This window comes from Haemophilus sp. THUN1690 (assembly GCF_059704375.1).
Genome location: NZ_AP046582.1, coordinates 952,209 through 971,585, shown reverse-complemented (window position 1 = coordinate 971,585; position 19,377 = coordinate 952,209). Strand labels below are relative to the sequence as shown.

The 19,377-nt window shown below is 39.5% G+C and carries 18 protein-coding genes; 10 read left to right on the top strand and 8 right to left on the bottom strand.

Annotated features, from left to right (window positions below; translation table 11 throughout):
• Positions 1-17 precede the first annotated feature (17 nt).
• The 5 genes from sucC to cysB all read left to right on the top strand — a co-directional run bounded on the left by sucC (position 18) and on the right by cysB (position 4,918).
• Positions 18-1,187, top strand: a complete 1,170-nt coding sequence (gene sucC / locus AC6H22_RS04520; protein ID WP_046952980.1) for an ADP-forming succinate--CoA ligase subunit beta — start codon at positions 18-20, stop codon at positions 1,185-1,187.
• Positions 1,187-2,056: a succinate--CoA ligase subunit alpha gene (gene sucD, locus AC6H22_RS04515; protein WP_046952981.1), complete on the top strand. Its 870-nt coding sequence runs from the start codon at positions 1,187-1,189 to the stop codon at positions 2,054-2,056. Before sucC ends, sucD begins: the two co-directional genes overlap by 1 nt.
• A 134-nt stretch (positions 2,057-2,190) precedes the next feature.
• Complete coding sequence (locus AC6H22_RS04510) at positions 2,191-2,814, top strand: L-threonylcarbamoyladenylate synthase (protein ID WP_497515442.1); 624 nt, start codon at positions 2,191-2,193, stop codon at positions 2,812-2,814.
• 47 nt (positions 2,815-2,861) lie between these two features.
• Positions 2,862-3,935: a 23S rRNA pseudouridine(2605) synthase RluB gene (gene rluB, locus AC6H22_RS04505; RefSeq protein WP_118817039.1), complete on the top strand. Its 1,074-nt coding sequence runs from the start codon at positions 2,862-2,864 to the stop codon at positions 3,933-3,935.
• Positions 3,936-3,946: 11 nt separating this feature from the next.
• Positions 3,947-4,918 carry an HTH-type transcriptional regulator CysB gene (gene cysB, locus AC6H22_RS04500; RefSeq protein WP_497515441.1) on the top strand — a complete coding sequence of 324 codons (972 nt, stop codon included), beginning with the start codon at positions 3,947-3,949 and terminating at the stop codon, positions 4,916-4,918.
• 54 nt (positions 4,919-4,972) lie between these two features.
• Here cysB and AC6H22_RS04495 read toward each other — a convergent pair whose 3' ends face one another.
• Both AC6H22_RS04495 and prmB read right to left on the bottom strand, forming a co-directional pair.
• Complete coding sequence (locus tag AC6H22_RS04495; RefSeq protein ID WP_497515440.1) at positions 4,973-6,037, bottom strand: MFS transporter; 1,065 nt, start codon at positions 6,035-6,037, stop codon at positions 4,973-4,975.
• 103 nt (positions 6,038-6,140) lie between these two features.
• Complete coding sequence (gene prmB / locus AC6H22_RS04490) at positions 6,141-7,085, bottom strand: 50S ribosomal protein L3 N(5)-glutamine methyltransferase (RefSeq protein WP_497515439.1); 945 nt, start codon at positions 7,083-7,085, stop codon at positions 6,141-6,143.
• A gap of 129 nt (positions 7,086-7,214) precedes the next feature.
• Between prmB and smrB the strand changes: the two genes are divergently transcribed.
• On the top strand, positions 7,215-7,718 hold the full coding sequence (gene smrB / locus AC6H22_RS04485; protein ID WP_497515438.1) for an endonuclease SmrB: 504 nt from the start codon (positions 7,215-7,217) through the stop codon (positions 7,716-7,718).
• A gap of 75 nt (positions 7,719-7,793) precedes the next feature.
• Here the strand turns inward: smrB and pta are convergent, their stop codons facing one another.
• Both pta and AC6H22_RS04475 read right to left on the bottom strand, forming a co-directional pair.
• Positions 7,794-9,929 carry a phosphate acetyltransferase gene (gene pta, locus AC6H22_RS04480; RefSeq protein WP_046952987.1) on the bottom strand — a complete coding sequence of 712 codons (2,136 nt, stop codon included), beginning with the start codon at positions 9,927-9,929 and terminating at the stop codon, positions 7,794-7,796.
• Positions 9,930-9,996: 67 nt separating this feature from the next.
• Positions 9,997-11,202 (bottom strand): acetate kinase, encoded by a 1,206-nt coding sequence (locus AC6H22_RS04475; protein WP_497515437.1) that lies wholly within the window; start codon positions 11,200-11,202, stop codon positions 9,997-9,999.
• 221 nt (positions 11,203-11,423) lie between these two features.
• Here AC6H22_RS04475 and yfbV point away from each other — a divergent pair, with 221 nt between their 5' ends.
• The 3 genes from yfbV (at position 11,424) to purF (ending at position 13,973) form a co-directional block, all read left to right on the top strand.
• Positions 11,424-11,867, top strand: a complete 444-nt coding sequence (gene yfbV, locus AC6H22_RS04470) for a terminus macrodomain insulation protein YfbV (RefSeq protein ID WP_497515436.1) — start codon at positions 11,424-11,426, stop codon at positions 11,865-11,867.
• Between the two features lie 86 nt (positions 11,868-11,953).
• A complete protein-coding gene (locus AC6H22_RS04465; RefSeq protein ID WP_497515435.1) occupies positions 11,954-12,445 on the top strand; it encodes a CvpA family protein in 492 nt (163 codons plus the stop codon).
• 10 nt (positions 12,446-12,455) lie between these two features.
• Entirely contained in the window at positions 12,456-13,973 is a 1,518-nt protein-coding gene (gene purF / locus AC6H22_RS04460) for an amidophosphoribosyltransferase (protein ID WP_497515434.1), read from the top strand.
• A gap of 64 nt (positions 13,974-14,037) precedes the next feature.
• On the opposite strand, the gene AC6H22_RS04455 is transcribed toward purF, so the two are convergent.
• Together AC6H22_RS04455 and argR are read right to left on the bottom strand one after the other, a co-directional pair.
• Positions 14,038-14,928, bottom strand: coding sequence for a TIGR01777 family oxidoreductase (locus AC6H22_RS04455; RefSeq protein WP_497515433.1), 891 nt, complete (start codon positions 14,926-14,928; stop codon positions 14,038-14,040).
• On the bottom strand, positions 14,928-15,383 hold the full coding sequence (gene argR, locus AC6H22_RS04450) for a transcriptional regulator ArgR (protein WP_497515432.1): 456 nt from the start codon (positions 15,381-15,383) through the stop codon (positions 14,928-14,930). Before argR ends, AC6H22_RS04455 begins: the two co-directional genes overlap by 1 nt.
• 207 nt (positions 15,384-15,590) lie before the next feature.
• On the opposite strand from argR, the gene mdh reads away from it, so the two are divergent.
• Positions 15,591-16,526, top strand: a complete 936-nt coding sequence (mdh, locus tag AC6H22_RS04445; RefSeq protein ID WP_005634845.1) for a malate dehydrogenase — start codon at positions 15,591-15,593, stop codon at positions 16,524-16,526.
• Between the two features lie 85 nt (positions 16,527-16,611).
• On the opposite strand, the gene lysS is transcribed toward mdh, so the two are convergent.
• Together lysS and prfB are read right to left on the bottom strand one after the other, a co-directional pair.
• Complete coding sequence (lysS, locus tag AC6H22_RS04440) at positions 16,612-18,120, bottom strand: lysine--tRNA ligase (protein WP_497515431.1); 1,509 nt, start codon at positions 18,118-18,120, stop codon at positions 16,612-16,614.
• A 112-nt stretch (positions 18,121-18,232) separates the two neighbouring features.
• A protein-coding gene (gene prfB / locus AC6H22_RS04435; protein WP_497515430.1) for a peptide chain release factor 2 occupies positions 18,233-19,331 on the bottom strand; the annotation gives its coding sequence in 2 pieces (ribosomal slippage) (positions 18,233-19,255 and positions 19,257-19,331; 1,098 coding nt in all).
• Between the last annotated feature and the right edge of the window lie 46 nt (positions 19,332-19,377).

Here is a 19,377-nt window from a genome sequence, read left to right as displayed (position 1 = left end):
CAAAAAGGACGTCGCGAATGAATTTACACGAATACCAAGCAAAACAACTATTTGAGCATTATGGATTACCCGTAAAAAATGGGGCGGTCTGTCAATCTGTTGATGAAGTAGATTTGGTACTGGCTCAACTTTCAGGCGATAAGTGGGCAGCGAAATGCCAAGTTCATGCGGGTGGGCGTGGTAAAGCGGGTGGCGTTAAATTAGTGCACGATGTAGAGGAAGCAAGATCTTTTTCAGAAAAATGGCTAGGACAACGTTTAGTCACTTTTCAAACGGATAAATCGGGTCAGCCAGTAAACCAGATTTATTTTGAAGAAACTTGCGATATTGATAAAGAATTTTACTTAAGTGCGGTTGTTGATCGCGCCTCTCAAAAAGTGGTGTTTATTGCTTCTCCTGCGGGTGGTATGGATATTGAAGAAGTCGCGCAAAATTCACCGCACTTACTCCACAAAGTCACCATTGATCCTTTATTTGGAGGATTGCCTTATCAAGGCCGTGAATTGGCGTTTAAATTAGGGTTAAGTGGTACGCAAAACAAACAGTTTACCGATATCTTTATGGGATTGTCTCGTTTGTTTTTAGAAAAAGATTTATCTTTAGTGGAAGTTAATCCACTTGTTCTGACTAAACAAGGCAATTTGGTTTGTCTAGACGCCAAAATATCTGTTGATGATAACGCTTTATTTCGCCATAAAGATCTCTTAGCACTGCAAGATTTAACTCAAAATGATGCTCGTGAAGCAGAAGCTGAAAAATTCCAGTTAAACTATGTGGCTTTAGAGGGCGATATTGGTTGTATGGTAAACGGGGCTGGGCTTGCAATGGGAACCATGGATATTGTGAAACTCTATGGTGGTAAGCCTGCGAATTTTCTTGATGTGGGTGGTGGTACAACGAAAGAGCGGGTTGCTGAAGCGTTCAAAATCATTTTAACCGATCCTTCAGTGAAGGTGATTTTAGTGAATATTTTTGGTGGCATTGTTCGTTGTGATTTGATTGCTGAAGGCGTGATTGCTGCAGTAAATGAAGTGGGCGTGAGAGTGCCTGTGGTTGTACGATTAGAAGGGACTAATGCTGAAATAGGTCGCCAAATTTTAGCGGAAAGCGACGTTAATATTCTTACCGCACAGAGTTTACAACAAGCCGCAGAATTAGCCGTGAATGCAGCAAAAGGAGAACACTAATGGCGATTTTAATTGATAAAAATACGAAAGTGATTTGCCAAGGTTTTACTGGTGGACAGGGGACTTTTCATTCTGAACAAGCATTAGCCTACGGAACGCAATTAGTTGGTGGCGTATCGCCAAATAAAGGTGGAACTACCCATCTTGGTTTGCCTGTTTTTAATACAGTTCGTGAAGCTGTCGAAAATACGGGGGCAACCGCGACAGTCATTTATGTGCCAGCACCATTTTGTAAAGATGCCATAATTGAAGCTATTGATGCAGGGATTAAGTTAATTGTCTGCATTACTGAGGGCATCCCTACATTGGATATGCTTAAGGTGAAACAAAAATTAAATGAAACAGGCGTTGTGATGATTGGGCCAAATTGCCCGGGTGTGATTACACCTGATGAATGTAAAATAGGCATCATGCCGGGACATATACATAAAAAAGGCAAAGTGGGGATTGTTTCTCGTTCTGGTACTTTAACGTATGAAGCGGTAAAACAAACTACAGATGAAGGTTTTGGTCAATCGACTTGTGTGGGTATCGGTGGCGATCCCATTCCAGGCTCTAGTTTTATTGATATTCTCGAAAGATTTCAACAAGATCCCGAAACAGAAGCCATTGTGATGATTGGCGAGATCGGCGGTTCCGCTGAGGAAGAAGCCGCAACCTTCATTAAAGATAAGGTCACTAAACCAGTGGTTGCCTATATTGCGGGTATCACTGCGCCAAAAGGTAAACGGATGGGACATGCGGGGGCTATTATTAGTGGCGGAAAAGGCACTGCCGCAGAAAAAATTGCTGCGCTTGAGGCCGCAGGTGTGACCTGTGTAAAAAGCCTCGCTGAAATTGGTGCAGCCTTGAGAAAGATATTAAAATAATTTCATAAAATTAACCGCACTTTAGTTTGATAAGGCGTAGATTGACTCTCTACGCCTTTATTTTTATATATTTGCCATTATAAAGTGAGCGCAAAACTGCTATAATCAGCACACACTTTTTAAGGAAGAAACAGATGAGCCAATTTTTTTATATCCACCCTGAAAATCCACAAGCGCGCTTGATTAATCAAGCCGTAGAGATTTTACAAAAAGGCGGTGTGATTGTGTATCCGACGGATTCTGGATATGCCTTGGGCTGTATGATGGGCGATAAACATGCAATGGATCGCATTGTAGCGATTCGTAAATTGCCTGAAGGACATAATTTTACGTTGGTGTGTAGTGATTTATCGGAGCTTTCAACTTACGCAACGGTGAGCAATACTGCGTATCGTTTGATTAAAAATAATACGCCTGGGAGTTATACTTTTATTCTTACTGCAACGAAAGAATTACCGCGCCGTTTAATGACATCAAAACGTAAAACCATAGGTTTACGCGTACCAGATAATAAGATCGCTTTAGATTTACTTTCAGCCTTAGATGAGCCGATTTTATCTTGTTCGTTAATGTTGCCAGGTGAAGAACATACCACGCAATCTGATCCTGAGGAAATTCGAGATCGTTTGGAGCACCAAGTTGATTTAATTATTCATGGTGGATATTTAGGGCAAGAGCCTACAACAGTGGTGGATTTAACGGAAGAATCGCCAGTGATTTTGCGCGAAGGAAGTGGATGTACTGCTCCTTTTATTTAACTTATAGACGCTTGTGAAAGCGACCTTTCCATTATTTAAGGAAAACAATGAAACCTAGTCAAAAACAAACTCAAAGACAACCGTACTTTTCCAAAGATTCAGCAAAGAAAAGTGATTTTTCAGCTAAAAATGATAGACGTTCAGTGTCTCGTACTGCTCGCGTAGAAATGGTAAATACGAAAAAAAGTGCGGTTAATTCTGACAACAAATTTTTATCTAAGCCAAAAGCGAAACCCGTTGTAAAAGCCTCGAATCAACCTAAAGTAGAGGGTGAAAAATTACAGAAAGTTTTAGCGCGTGCTGGACAAGGCTCTCGTCGTGAAATTGAAACAATGATTGCCGCAGGCAGAGTGAGCGTAGAGGGTAAAATTGCGACTTTAGGCGATCGTATTGACGTACATTCTGGCGTGAAAGTGCGTATTGATGGTCAAATTATTAATCTTAGCCACGCACAAAAAGAAATTTGCCGCGTGTTAATGTATTACAAACCTGAAGGTGAACTTTGTACTCGTAGCGACCCAGAAGGGCGTGCCACAGTGTTTGATCGTTTGCCACGTTTAACAGGTTCTCGTTGGATTGCGGTGGGGCGTTTAGATATTAATACATCAGGTTTATTGCTTTTCACTACTGATGGTGAATTAGCAAATCGCTTAATGCACCCAAGCCGTGAAGTGGAACGTGAATATTCGGTGCGAGTATTTGGTCAAGTTGATGATGCGATGTTAGCGCGTTTACGCAAAGGCGTTCAGCTTGAAGATGGACCTGCCAACTTTAAAGAAATTAAATTTACAGGCGGTGTGGGTATTAACCAATGGTATGACGTAACCTTGATGGAAGGACGTAACCGTGAGGTTCGCCGTTTGTGGGAATCCCAAGGGATTCAAGTTAGCCGATTGATTCGTATTCGTTACGGCAATATCAAACTGATGAAAGGTTTGCCTCGTGGTGGCTGGGAAGAAATGGATCTTGAAAGCGTCAACTACTTGCGTGAACTTGTGGGATTACCGGCTGAAACCGAAACGAAATTAGATGTTACACAGCCACGTCGTCGTCCAAAATCTGGACAAATTCGTAAAGCGGTAAAACGTTATTCTGAACTGAGCAAACGTTATAAAAAATAAGGACTTTTTTTATGAAAATGCAGCAACTGCGGTATATTGTTGAAATTGCTAACCATAATTTAAATGTAACTGAAGCGGCTAATGCGCTTTATACATCACAGCCTGGAATTAGTAAGCAAGTGCGGTTGCTGGAAGATGAATTAGGTCTAGAAATTTTTGAACGTCATGGCAAGCATATAAAATCAATTACGCCAGCAGGGAAAAAGATTATTTCGATTGCACGTGAGTTACTTGTTAAAGCGCAAGGTATCCGTGCTGTTGCGGATGAATATACTCAGCCGAATCACGGTGTATTACGTATTGCGACGACAAATACTCAGGCACGTTATATGCTGCCAAGCGTGATTGAACGTTTTTCTAAAAAATATCCTGATGTGAGTTTGCATATTCACCAAGGTTCGCCAACACAAATTCATGATGCATTAATGTCAGGCGAAGTAGATTTGGCGATTACTACCGAAGCGCCTTATTTATTTGATGATTTGGTTCAGATTCCATGCTATTGGTGGAATCGTGCAGTGATTGTTACGCCAGAACATCCTCTTGCCAAAGTGAAAGAATTGACGATTGAGGAATTAGGTAAATATCCACTCGTGACCTACACGTTTGGTTTTACAGGGGTTTCTGATTTAGATTACGCATTTAATAGCGCAGGCATTTTGCCGAATATAGTCTTTACGGCTACTGATGCTGATATCATTAAGACTTATGTACGCTTAGGCTTAGGGGTGGGCATTATGGCATCTATGGCTTATACGCCATCAGATACAGATCTTGTGGCGATTGATGCCAGTCATTTGTTCCGCCCGAGTATGACGAATATTGCATTTAAACATAGCACGTTCTTACGTAATTATATGTACGATTTCATGGAATATTTTTCACCACACTTAACTCGTAGTGTCGTAGAAAAAGCGGAGCGTTTGCGTGATAACAATTCAGTGAAAAAATTATTTGAAGGCATTGAATTAGAAACAAAATAACAATGTATTAATGAAGTGCGGTTGAAATTTAATAAGAATTTCAACCGCACTTTTTCATATCAAAAAGAGAACTGGAACAAGGTTCATCACACCGACTGTCGCGATAGAAAGTAATAATCTTGATGCGCCAAAAATAAAGCCACGATTGGTGCCATTATCAAATTTCACTAATAAGTTTGCCATCGCCGTGAGGGCATACACTTCAATGACGGTAAAAATGACAAGATAGGCATAGGCTGAAAATACGGAAAGATAACGTAAGGTGATAAACCAAGGCACGATAATTCCAATAGCCAACAGAGGGGCAACCCATGCGGCTTGTTTGATTGTTAAATTAATTTTTCTGGAAAAATAGCTTTGTAATAGCACGGTGAGTAAGCCATTGCCAAATAATGCTATCGGCGAATGTTCAGGCATGCCAAGTTTATTGTTAAATAAAAATGGGAAAATGACAAAGAAAGAGCTCGCAATGGCAAGAGGTAAAAAGAGCATTAAATGCACCATGAGAAATTCTTTTGTAATAATTTCTTTAATTTGAGTAAAACGAAATTTCACCAACGTTTGTAAGGTTTGAATTTGATAGAAAGGCTTCACCATTAAGGCGAATAATACGGCTTCCATTGAAAAGCAGACCCAAATGAGCAAGTCGATATGTTCGTATTTAATAAATGGGATGACTAAAAGCGGCGCAAACATGGATGACATGGAGGTCACTTTTAGATATTTCCCTTGCAAGCGAGTTTTTTCTTTGTATTCATCCCCAGCCAGCACAAGCAAACAGGCTTTGGCGTTGGTTCCAAATAAGCAACTACCTAAACCAAAACAAGTGGTCGCAATAAGAAGTAATAAATAATTATCTGCTGCGAGAAAGAAAATATAAGCTATCACATCTAAAAAACAGCCGAGTAACATCATTTTGGCTAAACCATAACGATCGCCCCAAATACCAGCAAGAATGGAAAGGGCTTGGTTTGAGAAAAAGAGTAGTGATAAGGAAAAGGCAATTTCGCTGTTGCTCAATCCTTTACTTTGTAGATAAATCAGAAATACCGTTTGCACAGAAAAAAAGGCAAGGGTGGAAAAGAAACGCCGAGTAAGTAAAAGTTTTTGTAAATTCATAGAGTCAAATGATAAAAAAGAAAAGCACGCGTTGAATAACGCGCGCCATGAATTTTATAAGTGTAGTTGAAATTGATATTAAAATTTTACCGCACTTGAAAGATTAAAACAGATCGTGATATTTCACTAAATCTTTACGCTGAATAGCAAATACGCCTAGTCCGCCATTTTTAAGCTCTGCCCATTCAAATGGCACATCTGGATATTGCTCAATTAAGCTCACCATGCTATTGCCCACTTCACATACCAACACGCCATTTTCGGTTAAGTAATCTGGCGCTTGTTTTAAAATTTGTTTGGTAATGTTTAAGCCATCATGGCCAGAACCTAAGGCTAATTCTGGTTCAAAATGGAATTCTTCTGGCATATCGGCGAGATCTTCTTCATCCACATAAGGTGGATTGGTCACGATAAGATCGTATTTTTGTCCTAAAATATTTTCAAATAAGTTTGATTGAATAGGGAATACGCGATGCTCTAATTGATGGCGTGAAATATTGATCTCCGCGACATTAAGTGCATCAACCGATAAATCTACCGCATCTACTTCCGCATTCGGGAAAGCATAAGCACAAGCAATGGCAATACAACCGCTGCCTGTGCATAGATCGAGAATATGATTTGGTTCTTGTGAAATTAAATCTTCAAAGCGCTCTTGAATTAACGCACTAATTGGAGAACGTGGAATAATAGTTCGTTCATCAACATAAAATTCGTGACCACAGAACCAAGCACTATTTGTTAAATATGCCACCGGTACGCGTTGTTCGATTCGGGTTAATACAAGTTGAACTAAGGTTTCTTTTTCAGATGGGGTTAATCGACTGTTAAATAATTCGGTAGGTAAATCAATGGGTAAATGTAAGCCACTTAAAACGAGTTGCAGGCTTTCATCCCAAGGATTATCGTGCCCTTGCCCGAAGTAAATATCAGATCGATTGAGAATGCTATACGTCCAACGCAGAAAATCTTGGATGGTTTGCAGTTCGTTTGCAACATTATCTTCCAAGATAGTTGCAACTAATTCTTGGTTATGTGAGGTTTCCATCGCATTTCTCCATAAAAGTGAGTAGAAAAGTTAGCATAAAATTCGGTATGAAAATTTGGCGTAGTTATACCACAGATGAGAATGTAGAACTATGATATGATACGCAAAATTTGAAATTAATGAGAAAAAATGCAAGACGAATTTGATTTATTCCGTGCGGAAACCAAAGGTATTAAGCCAATTAAACAAGATACTTTTGTTGCTCCTCGCCAAAAACGTGATCAGAAAAAAATAGAATTGAAAGACTTACGAGCGAAAGAAGATACATTGTTCTATTTTTCTGATGAATATGAGCCGTTACTGAATGAGCATGATGGTGTTGTAAAATATTTACGTGATGGGGAAGATTCCCATTTATTAAAACAACTTCGTCGTGGAGATTTTTCGCCAGAATTGTTTTTAGATTTACACGGTTTAACCCGTGAACAAGCTAAGCAAGAATTAGCCGCACTTTTACTGGCTTGTGAAAATGAGCATGTTGATTGTGCCAGTATAATGACGGGCTATGGCACCTTTACCTTGAAAAAGCAAATTCCACGTTGGTTAGTACAACATCCTAAAGTGCGGGCATTACATCAAGCGCCAAGAGAATGGGGCGGTGAAGCCGCAATTTTGATTTTGGTTGATTTGTAAAAAACGTTATAAAAAATACCGCACTTTTACTGCCTAGGGCAAAGTGCGGTATTTTCTTTTATGTTTTTACTTGAACTATTGTGTCGCTTGAATTGCAGTTAAGGCAATTGTGTACACAATATCATCAACTAAGGCACCGCGAGATAAGTCATTGACTGGTTTGCGCATACCTTGAAGCATTGGGCCAATAGACACTAAATCTGCAGAACGTTGTACTGCTTTGTAAGTCGTGTTACCCGTATTTAAGTCAGGGAATACGAATACCGTTGCTTTACCTGCTACTGGTGAATTTGGTGCTTTAGAGCGAGCCACATCTTCCATCACAGCCGCATCGTATTGTAATGGGCCATCGATTAATAAATCAGGGCGTTTTTCTTTTGCAATACGAGTTGCTTCTTTCACTTTTTCTACATCAGCACCGCTACCAGATGTACCTGTTGAGTAAGAAATCATTGCGACTTTTGGATCAATACCAAATGCTTTCGCAGAATCCGCAGATTGAATTGCGATTTCAGCAAGTTGTTCTGCTGTAGGATCAGGGTTTACCGCACAGTCACCGTAAACAAGTACTTGATCTGGTAATAACATAAAGAAGATAGAAGAAACAATTGAACTACCCGGTGCAGTTTTGATGATTTGCATTGGTGGACGAATGGTGTTTGCAGTCGTGTGAACGGCTCCAGATACTAAACCATCTACTTCATTTGCTTCTAACATCATGGTGCCAAGCACTACGGTATCTTCTAATTGTTCACGAGCTGCAGTTTCTGTCATACCTTTTGCTTTACGTAATTCAACTAAACGAGCAACATAGTTTTCACGAACATCTGCTGGGTTAATGATTGTAATGCCTTTACCTAGTTTAACACCTTGTGCTTCAGCTACACGTTGAACAGATGCTGGATCTGCTAAAAGCACACATTCCGCAATGCCACGTTCTGCACAAAGTACGGCAGCTTTGATTGTACGAGGTTCATCACCTTCAGGAAGCACAATGCGTTTTTTCGCAGCACGAGCAAGTTCAGTCAATTGGAAACGGAATGCTGGCGGGGATAAACGACGTAAACGAGTAGAATCTGCAACTAAGTTATTGATAAAGTCACCATTAAAGTGTTGGCTAGTGTATTGTTTGATGTTTTCGATACGCTCTTTATCATCAACGGGCACTTCAAGATTAAAGTTTTGTAAATTTAATGCTGTTTGCCAGGTGTTACCTTCAATACGGAAGATTGGCAATTTTGCTTTTTCAAAAGCTGGTTGGCAAAGTTTATTGATTTGAGCATCAATTTTATAACCGCCAGTTAATAAGAGACCGCCGATTTCAATACCATTTGACGCTGCGAGAGCGGCTGCAACAAGTACATCTGGACGATCTGCTGAAGCGACTAATAAGCTACCTGCACGGAAATGCTCAACCATATTTGGTAAACTTCTTGCACAGAAAGTGATACCACGGATACGACGGTTAATATCTCCTTCAGTGATAATTGATGCGCCTAAGTATTTCACTAAATCGATCGCACGTGTTGCGATTAAATCTGCTGACCAAGGCACACAAGCTAATAATTTGATTGAGCTATTTGCAAATAATTTGCTCACTTCTGCTTCACATGCATGGCTGTGTTGGAACGAATCAAAGATTTCAGCAAGATCAGGGCGTGTACGACCAGATTCATCAACGGGTGCATTAAATTTGTTTACAACTACGCCTAAAAGATTCGGATTGTTTTTACCACCAAATAGAGAGGCTGCTGCTTCTACGCGATCTTTTAATTCAGTTGGGGTTTCAGTTGCAGGTGCTGCAACTAATACGATTTCTGCATCTAATGCTTGTGCAATTTCATAGTTGATGCTATTTGCGTAACCGTGTTTTCTTGTGGGAATTAAGCCTTCAACCACAACGATATCGTTGTTTTTAGTTAATTGTTGGTGATTTGCCACAATTTTTTCTAGTAATACATCAGACTGATTTTGCCCAATCAATGATTCCGCAACGCTTAACATAAACGGTTCAGACGTTTCAAGGGTAGTGCTGGTGCGAATGATAGAGGTTGTACGATCCAGTTTATCTTCACCTGTGCTTGGTTGAGAAACAGGTTTCATAAAACCAACTTTTGCGCCTTTTTGTTCAAGAGAATGGATTAATCCCAGACTAATGCTAGTTAAACCCACGCCTGTGCTTACAGGGATAAGGATAATCGTGCGAGACATAGTTAAACCTTAATGTGTATATGTTATAAATAAAAACTGCCGAAAAATTCGGCAGCTTGTTGTTAAATTAGAAACAAAGTTTAGCGGTATCTTGTGCGATAACTAATTCTTCGTTAGTTGGAAGAACAATCGCTTTAAATGCGGAATCATCAGTGGTGATTACGCCATCTTTACCGAAACGTGCCGCTAGATTGCGTTCGTTATCTACTTTAATACCAAATAATTTTAAGTGATTTAATGCTAATTCACGAACGTGTGCTGAGTTCTCACCAATACCACCAGTGAAAGCAATCGCATCTAAATGATCATCACCTAATACAGCCATATAAGCACCGATGTATTTCGCTAAACGATAGCTGTATACGTCTAAAGCGCGTTTTGCTTCTGGTTTAGATGCGTCATCGTAGTTATCTTCAGCATAACGGCAGTCGCTTGTTACTTCAGTTAAACCTAAAAGACCAGATTTTTTCACTAAAGTCTCTTCGATTTGTTCCATAGACATACCTAAAGTTTTGTATAGGTAGAATACGATTGCAGGGTCGATATCACCACAACGAGTGCCCATGACTAAACCTTCTAACGGGGTTAAGCCCATTGATGTATCGATACATTTACCGTTACGCACAACAGAAACAGAACCACCATTACCTAAGTGACAAATAATCGTATTGACTTGGTCTGCAGGTTTATCTACATATTCAGCGACTTCACGAGAAACGAAGTAGTGGCTAGTACCGTGTGCACCGTAGCGACGAACGCCATGTTCTTTATATAAAGAGTATGGAAGGGCATAAAGGAATGCTTCTTCAGGCATAGTTTGGTGGAATGCCGTATCAAAAACTACCACGTTTTTATCTTTTAAGTGCGGGAATGCGTTGAATGCTTCGCGAATACCGATTAAGTGTGCTGGATTGTGAAGTGGTGCAAATTGTGCAGCATCTTCAATACCTTTAACGACTTCATCAGTTACGATAACAGATTGGGTGTATTTTTCACCACCATGTACGATACGGTGACCAATTGCCGCGATAGAGTTTTTAAGCTCATCTGTCATGATATTAGACGCGATAAAGTTAAGCGCTTCAGTATGCGCTGCGCCTGCGCCTAAATCTGCGTTACCTTTCTCACCATTGAGTTTCCATTTGATACGCGCTTCTGGTAAGAAAAATGCTTCCGCTAAGCCGGATAATTTTTCTTCACCTGTTGCAGGATCAAGAATTGCAAATTTTAGTGAAGAACTACCACAGTTAAGGATAAGAACAAGTTTTGACATGGGAACCCTATATTTGATTAAAGTTAATGGAAATCCACCTTGCTGATGGACTGAAAAAATCTGGCATAGGATACACCTTTTGATAAACAAAATAAATTCATCCCAGCATAAAAAGGCAATGATTTATGGAACTTTTTGAAAAATTAAACTTTTTCAGTAAGGTGACAATTTCAGGCAAACTGGGGTATGATAAGTGCGGTTGTTTTTTTAAAGGTGTTTTTATGGCATTTTTTTCCATTTTAAAACAGGGACAAATTTATCTTAATACTTGGCCACAGGAGGCTAAGTTAGGCATTATCTTCCCAGAAAACCGTATCATGAAAGCCACGAATTTTGCACAAAAATTCATGCCCTTTGTTGCTGTATTTGCAGTGGTGTGGCAACAGATTTATGCAAAAAATGATTTGATGGCATTTTCTATTGCAATTTTAACCGCATTTTTTGCCTTGCTTATCCCTTTTCAAGGTCTTTATTGGCTTGGTAAGCGTGCGAATTCGCCATTAGAAAATCAAAGTGCGGTATGGTTTTATGATATTTGCGAACGCTTAAAACAACTACATGAACCCTTGCCTTTTGTGCAAGATCAACCGACATACCAACATTTAGCAGAAGTCTTAAAGAAAGCTCAAAGCAAATTTGAACGAGCTTTTTGGCAGGAAATTTAGTTTACGCAAACGTTTTCTTTTTGGCTTTATTTTTGTAGAATACCTCGGTCGTTTTAAACGGCCGTTTTTCATTGAGAGATTTTTTAATGATCGATTACATTATTATTGGCATTATCGCTTTTTCCATTCTTGTCAGTTTATTACGCGGTTTTGTGCGCGAAGTGCTTTCACTCGGTAGCTGGGTTGTGGCATTTATTGTAGCAAGTCAGTTCTATCCTGATCTTGCCGCTTATCTTACGCAAATAGAATCAATGTATATTCGTAATGGAACCGCAATCGGGATTTTATTTGTACTGACTTTAATCGTGGGCGCCATAGTAAATTATGTGATTAGTCAATTAGTAGATAAGACGGGTTTAAGTGGCACCGATCGTGTGTTAGGTGCGATTTTTGGTTTAGTGCGCGGTGCACTGATTGTCGCTGCGTTATTATTTTTCATGGATACCTTCACCAATTTTGAACAAACTGATTGGTGGAAAGAATCTCAATTAATACCGCACTTTGGTTTTATTATTGAATGGTTCTTTCAACAACTTCAGGCTAGTTCAAGTTTTTTAAATCCAACGCTTAATCAATAAGGAACACAAAATGTGTGGTATTGTCGGTATTGTTAGCCAAAGTCCGGTTAATGAATCTATTTATGCAGCATTAACTCTTTTGCAACATCGTGGGCAAGATGCTGCGGGAATCGTGACGGTTGATGATGAAAATCGTTTCCGCTTACGCAAAGCTAACGGTTTAGTGAGTGATGTGTTCCATCAAGAGCATATGCTACGGTTGCAAGGAAATGCTGGGTTGGGGCATGTTCGCTATCCTACAGCGGGGAGTTCTAGCGTCTCAGAGGCGCAGCCTTTTTATGTGAATTCTCCCTATGGTGTCACTTTGGTGCATAACGGCAATTTAACCAACTCAGTGGAGTTAAAAGAAAAGGTCTTTAAAAGTGCCCGCCGTCATGTAAACACCAATTCAGATTCCGAACTTCTTCTAAATATTCTTGCAAATCACCTTGATCACATTCCTCAAGAGAAACTTGATCCAAAAGATATTTTTAATGCTGTTCGTCAAACTCACAACGATGTTTGTGGTGCTTATGCTTGTTTAGCGATGATTATTGGGCATGGCATGGTTGCGTTTCGTGATCCTTTTGGTATTCGTCCCTTGGTGTTGGGTAAACGCGAAGAAAATGGCAAAACTGATTATATGTTTGCCTCTGAAACAGTAGCTTTAGATATTGTTGGTTTTGACTTTGTTCGCGATATTGCCCCGGGTGAAGCCGTTTATGTGACGTTTGATGGTGAGCTTTATTCGCAGCAATGCGCCGAAAGTGCGGTGCTAAATCCTTGTATTTTTGAGTATGTTTATTTTGCACGCCCAGATTCAACAATTGATGGCGTCTCTGTTTATGCTGCACGTGTTCACATGGGCGAAAAACTCGGACAAAAAATTGCAAAAGAATGGGCGGATGAAATTGATAATATTGATGTGGTGATTCCCGTTCCTGAAACCTCCACAGATATTGCGTTACAAATTGCCCGCGTACTAGGGAAACCTTACCGCCAAGGATTTGTGAAAAATCGCTATGTTGGTCGTACGTTTATTATGCCAGGACAAGCACAGCGTATTAGTTCTGTTCGTCGCAAATTGAATACCATTAAAGCTGAATTTAAAGATAAAAACGTTTTATTGGTGGACGATTCTATTGTTCGCGGCACAACCTCTGAGCAAATTGTTGAAATGGCTCGCTCAGCTGGTGCGAAGAAAATTTACTTTGCCTCTGCTGCTCCAGAAATTCGTTATCCTAATGTATATGGTATTGATATGCCGAGCCGTGATGAACTGATCGCTTACGGTCGAAATGTTGATGAAATTGCGCATTTGATTGGCGTAGATAAATTAATTTTCCAAGATTTGACCGCACTTACCGAATCAGTTCAATTAGAAAATCCGGCTATTCAAGGTTTTGATTGTTCAGTATTCACAGGTGAATATATTACAGGTGACATTACGCCAGAATATTTGGACAAAATCGCAAGTCAACGGAGCGATAGTGCAAAGAAAAAACGCGAAAAACAAGCATCTAATCTTGAAATTTATAATGAACAATAAATTGTGATAAGGCGAGATATTTAGTCCGATAAAAATCACCGCATTGAAAAAGTGCGGTGATTTTTTATTTGTTTTTTAGGATGTCTTCTAGATATGTTTCGCAATCAGAATATTTAAATTGGAATCCTGCGTTGAGTAATTTTTCAGGCACAACATTTTGGCTTTCTAGTAATAGATTCGCTCGTTCGCCAAGAATGAAATGTAATATCCATTTTGGAATGATTGCAAAGGCAGGGCGCTTTAATATTCGAGCCAAAGTGCGGTTAAATTTATGCTGTTTTATGGGATTCGGGGCGGTGAAGTTAAATGATCCTTGGCACTCTGAATGATCGAGTAAAAATAAAATGCCATTTACCATATCTTCCAAAGCAATCCAGGGAAAATATTGCTCTCCGTTGCCCAGTTTTCCGCCAAGTCCCCATTTGTATAAAGGCAACATTTGAGTAAGTGCGCCCCCTTTTTTAGAAAAGACCATGCCTGTTCGAATCAAACAAACTCGTGCATCAGCTTGTCGCGCAATATTTTCCCAATCTTGACATAATTGTGCGGTGAAGGTTTTTGCTGTTTTGCTTGTTTCGGTAATTTTTTGTTCGTCTTGATCTCCGTAAATTCCAGTCGCTGAACCTGAAATAAAAATAGGGTATTGCTGATATTGATTAATGAATTCAACTAGTTGAGTGGTAAGGTTTAAACGACTTTTTCGTAAAATAGATTTTTGCTTTGTCGTCCAAGCTTTATGAAAAATCGGCTCGCCAGCAAGATTGATGATGGCATCAAACTGTTCTTGTAAATCGAGTTCTGAAAGTGCGGTAATAAATTTGATATTTTTTTGCTTTGAGATAGTGTACGGCGTATTTGAGCGCGTTAAGATCGTCACTTGTTCATTGCGTAAGCAGAGTTGTTCTACAAGTGCTTTCCCAATAAGTCCCGTGCCTCCAGTTAATAAAATATTCATTACAACGCGTTTTCAAATAAACGTTGAACATTTTTGAGTAAATCGACAATTTTTGTGTCACGTGTTGGTGTGATAAAAATTGTGTCATCGCCTGCGATAGTACCTAAAATGCCTTCTGATTTTCCGATTGAATCGAGCAAGCGAGCGATAAGTTGTGCCGCACCTGGAGAAGTCTTAATGACAATTAACATATCATTGTAATCAACGTCTAATACAAGATTTTTTAATGGGCTACTGGTATTAGGAACACTTAATTCACCTGGTAAACAATAGACCATTTCCATTTTGGTATTACGGGTACGAACAGCGCCAAATTTGGTAAGCATTCTGGATATTTTTGATTGATTTATGCCTGTAAAGCCTTGTTTTTTTAAGGCATCGACAATCTCACTTTGAGAGCCAAAGCGTTCTTGATTGAGTAATTCTTTAAAAGCGCGAGTTAAATTGTCAGTCATTTTTATTTTTCAATAGTCAAAAATTTGCATAAGAATTGCATAAAAATTCATTTTCATCAACTTGAATGTGAATAAAAGCAAAGAGAAGGAAAAAATTACCTCAGAAATGTGAACTAGATCATAGAATGATATTTCTCTGTTTGTAATTGTGAGATGAAAATTTTAAAATCAGGTCATCTTAAATTAACTAACACATAAGGAGTATTTATGAAAGTTGCAGTATTAGGCGCCGCAGGCGGTATTGGTCAAGCATTAGCGTTATTACTAAAACTTCAGTTGCCTGCTGGTTCAGATTTAGCATTATATGATATTGCCCCTGTTACCCCAGGTGTTGCAGTGGATGTGAGCCATATTCCAACCGCAGTGAATGTGAAAGGTTTTTCTGGTGAAGATCCAACACCAGCACTTGAAGGTGCGGATGTTGTATTAATTTCTGCTGGTGTTGCGCGTAAACCTGGTATGGACCGCTCTGATTTATTTAACATTAATGCAGGCATTGTTCGTGGTTTAATTGAAAAAGTCGCGGTTACTTGCCCGAAAGCGTGCGTTGGTATTATAACTAACCCAGTAAATACTACCGTTGCGATTGCGGCTGAAGTATTGAAAAAAGCAGGTGTTTACGACAAACGTAAATTATTTGGCGTGACAACTTTAGACGTGTTACGTTCTGAAACCTTTGTGGCTGAATTAAAAGGTTTAAATGTTTCTCGTACGAGCGTTCCTGTTATTGGTGGTCACTCAGGTGTGACTATTCTTCCATTACTTTCTCAAGTTCAATATGCTGAATGGAATGAAGATGAAATCGAACCATTAACAAAACGTATCCAAAATGCAGGAACAGAAGTGGTCAATGCAAAAGCGGGTGGTGGTTCTGCAACGCTTTCAATGGCGCAAGCTGCAGCACGTTTTGCTCGTTCTTTAGTGAAAGGATTGAGTGGCGAGACAGTTGTTGAATGTACTTATGTTGAAGGTGACGGCAAATATGCTCGTTTCTTCTCTCAACCAGTTCGTTTAGGCAAAGAAGGCGTAGAAGAAATTTTACCAATTGGTCCATTAAGCAATTTTGAACAACAAGCCTTAGAAAATATGTTGCCAACTTTACGTGCAGATATTGAATTAGGTGAAAAATTTATTAATGGTTAATCATTAAAAAATAAGGGGAGCGTTATCTCCCTTTTTCATGTTTCGATAAAAAGCCACCAAATGGTGGCTTTTGTTTGTATCTTTATTATTTCTGACGCATTGCAGGGAATAAGATAACATCACGAATTGATGGTGCATTTGCATAAAGCATAGCTAGGCGGTCGATACCTAAACCTTCACCAGCAGTTGGTGGTAAACCGTGCTCTAATGCAACAACAAAGTCTTCATCTTTAAACATCGCTTCATCATCGCCCGCTTCTTTCGCAGCGACTTGTGCATCAAAACGTTCATTTTGATCTTCCGCATCATTTAATTCTGAGAAACCATTACCGATTTCACGACCACCGATAAAGAGTTCAAAACGATCTGTAACATCTGGGTTTTCATCATTACGACGTGCAAGTGGCGAAATTTCCGCAGGGTGAGCCATTAAGAAGGTTGGTTGAATTAGGTGATGTTCAGCCACTTCTTCAAAAATTGCGTTCACAATGCTGCCTAAACCCCAAGATTTTTGTACTTCAATACCTAAGCGTTCCGCCGTAGCTTTTGCACGATCAAAGTCATATAAATCTTCTTTTACGATACCTTTGTCTGCACCATATTTAATGGTTGCATCGTGTAGCGTAATACGTTCGAATGGTTTACCAAAATCAAATTCGTATTCGCCGTATTTCACAATAGTGGTACCAAGAATATCAATCGCTAATTTACGAAGAAGTTCTTCGGTGTTATCCATTAAATCATGGTAGTCCGCATACGCTTGGTAGTATTCAAGCATGGTAAATTCTGGATTATGACGAACAGAAACCCCTTCATTACGGAAGTTGCGGTTTAATTCAAATACTCGTTCAAATCCACCCACTACTAAGCGTTTTAAATAAAGTTCAGGTGCGATACGTAAATACATATCCACATCTAATGCATTGTGATGGGTCACGAAAGGACGCGCAGATGCACCGCCTGGAATCACTTGTAACATTGGCGTTTCAACTTCCATAAAGTCTTTAGAAATGAAATATTCACGAATACCCGCGACAACTTTAGAACGAATAATAAAAGTGCGGCGAGATTCTTCGTTAGAAATTAAATCTAAATAACGTTGGCGATAGCGAACTTCTTGGTCGGTTAAGCCATGGAATTTATCTGGTAATGGGCGAAGAGCTTTAGTTAAAAGTTGAACTTCGGTGGTTTTAACGGTGAGTTCATCTGTTTTTGTTTTAAATAAAGTGCCTTTAACGCCAACGATGTCACCTAAATCCCAAGTACCAACGTCATCTTTATAAACGCCTTCAGGCAAATTATCGCGTGCAACATAAAGCTGGATTTTACCGCTCATATCTTGAATGGTGATAAATGTTGCCTTACCCATTGCACGGCGAGTCATAATACGGCCAGCAACTTGTACTTCAATGCCTTTCTCTTTTAAGATTTCACCGTCTTCTGCATCATATTGATTGTGCAAATCTTGTGCGAGAGCATCACGACGAAACTTATTTGGAAAGGCATTACCTTTTGCACGCAATGCGGCTAATTTTTCACGACGAACGAGCATTTCGCCATTGAGATCTAATTCTTTAACTTCTTGTTCTGACATGTTGTTTACCTTTAATTTTAACTTTAAAAATACCTTCAAAAATAACCGCGCTTTTGGGTTATTTCTTATGATGGGATAAGTAACGCGTCTTTACTTATCCTGCAAATCATGATTAAAGACCAGCTTTTAAACTTGCTTCAATAAATCGATCTAAATCACCGTCTAATACGGCTTGCGTATTACGGTTTTCTACGCCAGTACGTAAATCTTTAATACGTGAATCGTCTAATACATAAGAGCGAATTTGGCTTCCCCAACCAATGTCGGATTTATTATCTTCCATTGCTTGTTTATCCGCATTTTTCTTCTGTAATTCAAGCTCATACAATTTCGCTTTTAATTGTTTCATCGCTTGATCTTTGTTCTTGTGCTGTGAACGGTCGTTTTGACATTGCACCACAATACCACTTGGCATATGGGTAATTCGCACCGCACTTTCTGTTTTGTTTACATGCTGACCACCAGCCCCTGATGCACGATAAACATCAATACGTAAATCAGCAGGATTGATTTCAATATCAATATCATCATCAATTTCAGGGTAGACAAATGCTGCGCTGAATGATGTGTGACGACGGTTATTGGAATCAAATGGACTTTTACGCACTAAACGATGAATCCCCGTTTCTGTTCGTAACCAACCAAAGGCATATTCACCACTCACTTTAATCGTTGCCGATTTCAATCCTGCTACATCACCATCAGATACTTCCATAAGTTCTGTTTTAAAACCTTTGTTTTCAGCCCAACGGAGATACATACGGAGCAACATTTCTGTCCAATCTTGAGCTTCCGTACCGCCAGAACCTGCTTGTAAGTCCACATAGCAATCGCAAGCATCATGTTCACCACTAAACATTCGACGGAACTCTAATTTTTCGAGTTGTTGTTCGAGTTCATCTAATTCAGCTACCGCTTCATTGAAGGTGTCTTCGTCTTCTGCTTCGATGGCGAGTTCTAACAACCCATCAACATCTTCTAAGCCTTGTTCTAAATTTTTGATGGTATTTACAACTTGTTCTAAAGAAACGCGTTCTTTACCAAGCGCTTGGGCTTTATCTGGATCATTCCAAACATCTGGCTGTTCTAATTCCGCATTGACTTCTTCTAAACGCTCAACTTTGGCATCGAAGTCAAAGATACCCCCGAAGCACCGAAGTGCGGTCGGATAAGTCGGTGATTTTATTTTTTACAGGATTGATTTCAAACATAATAAATTCACTGTGTGATAAAGTGTGGAATTATATGCTATTTTCT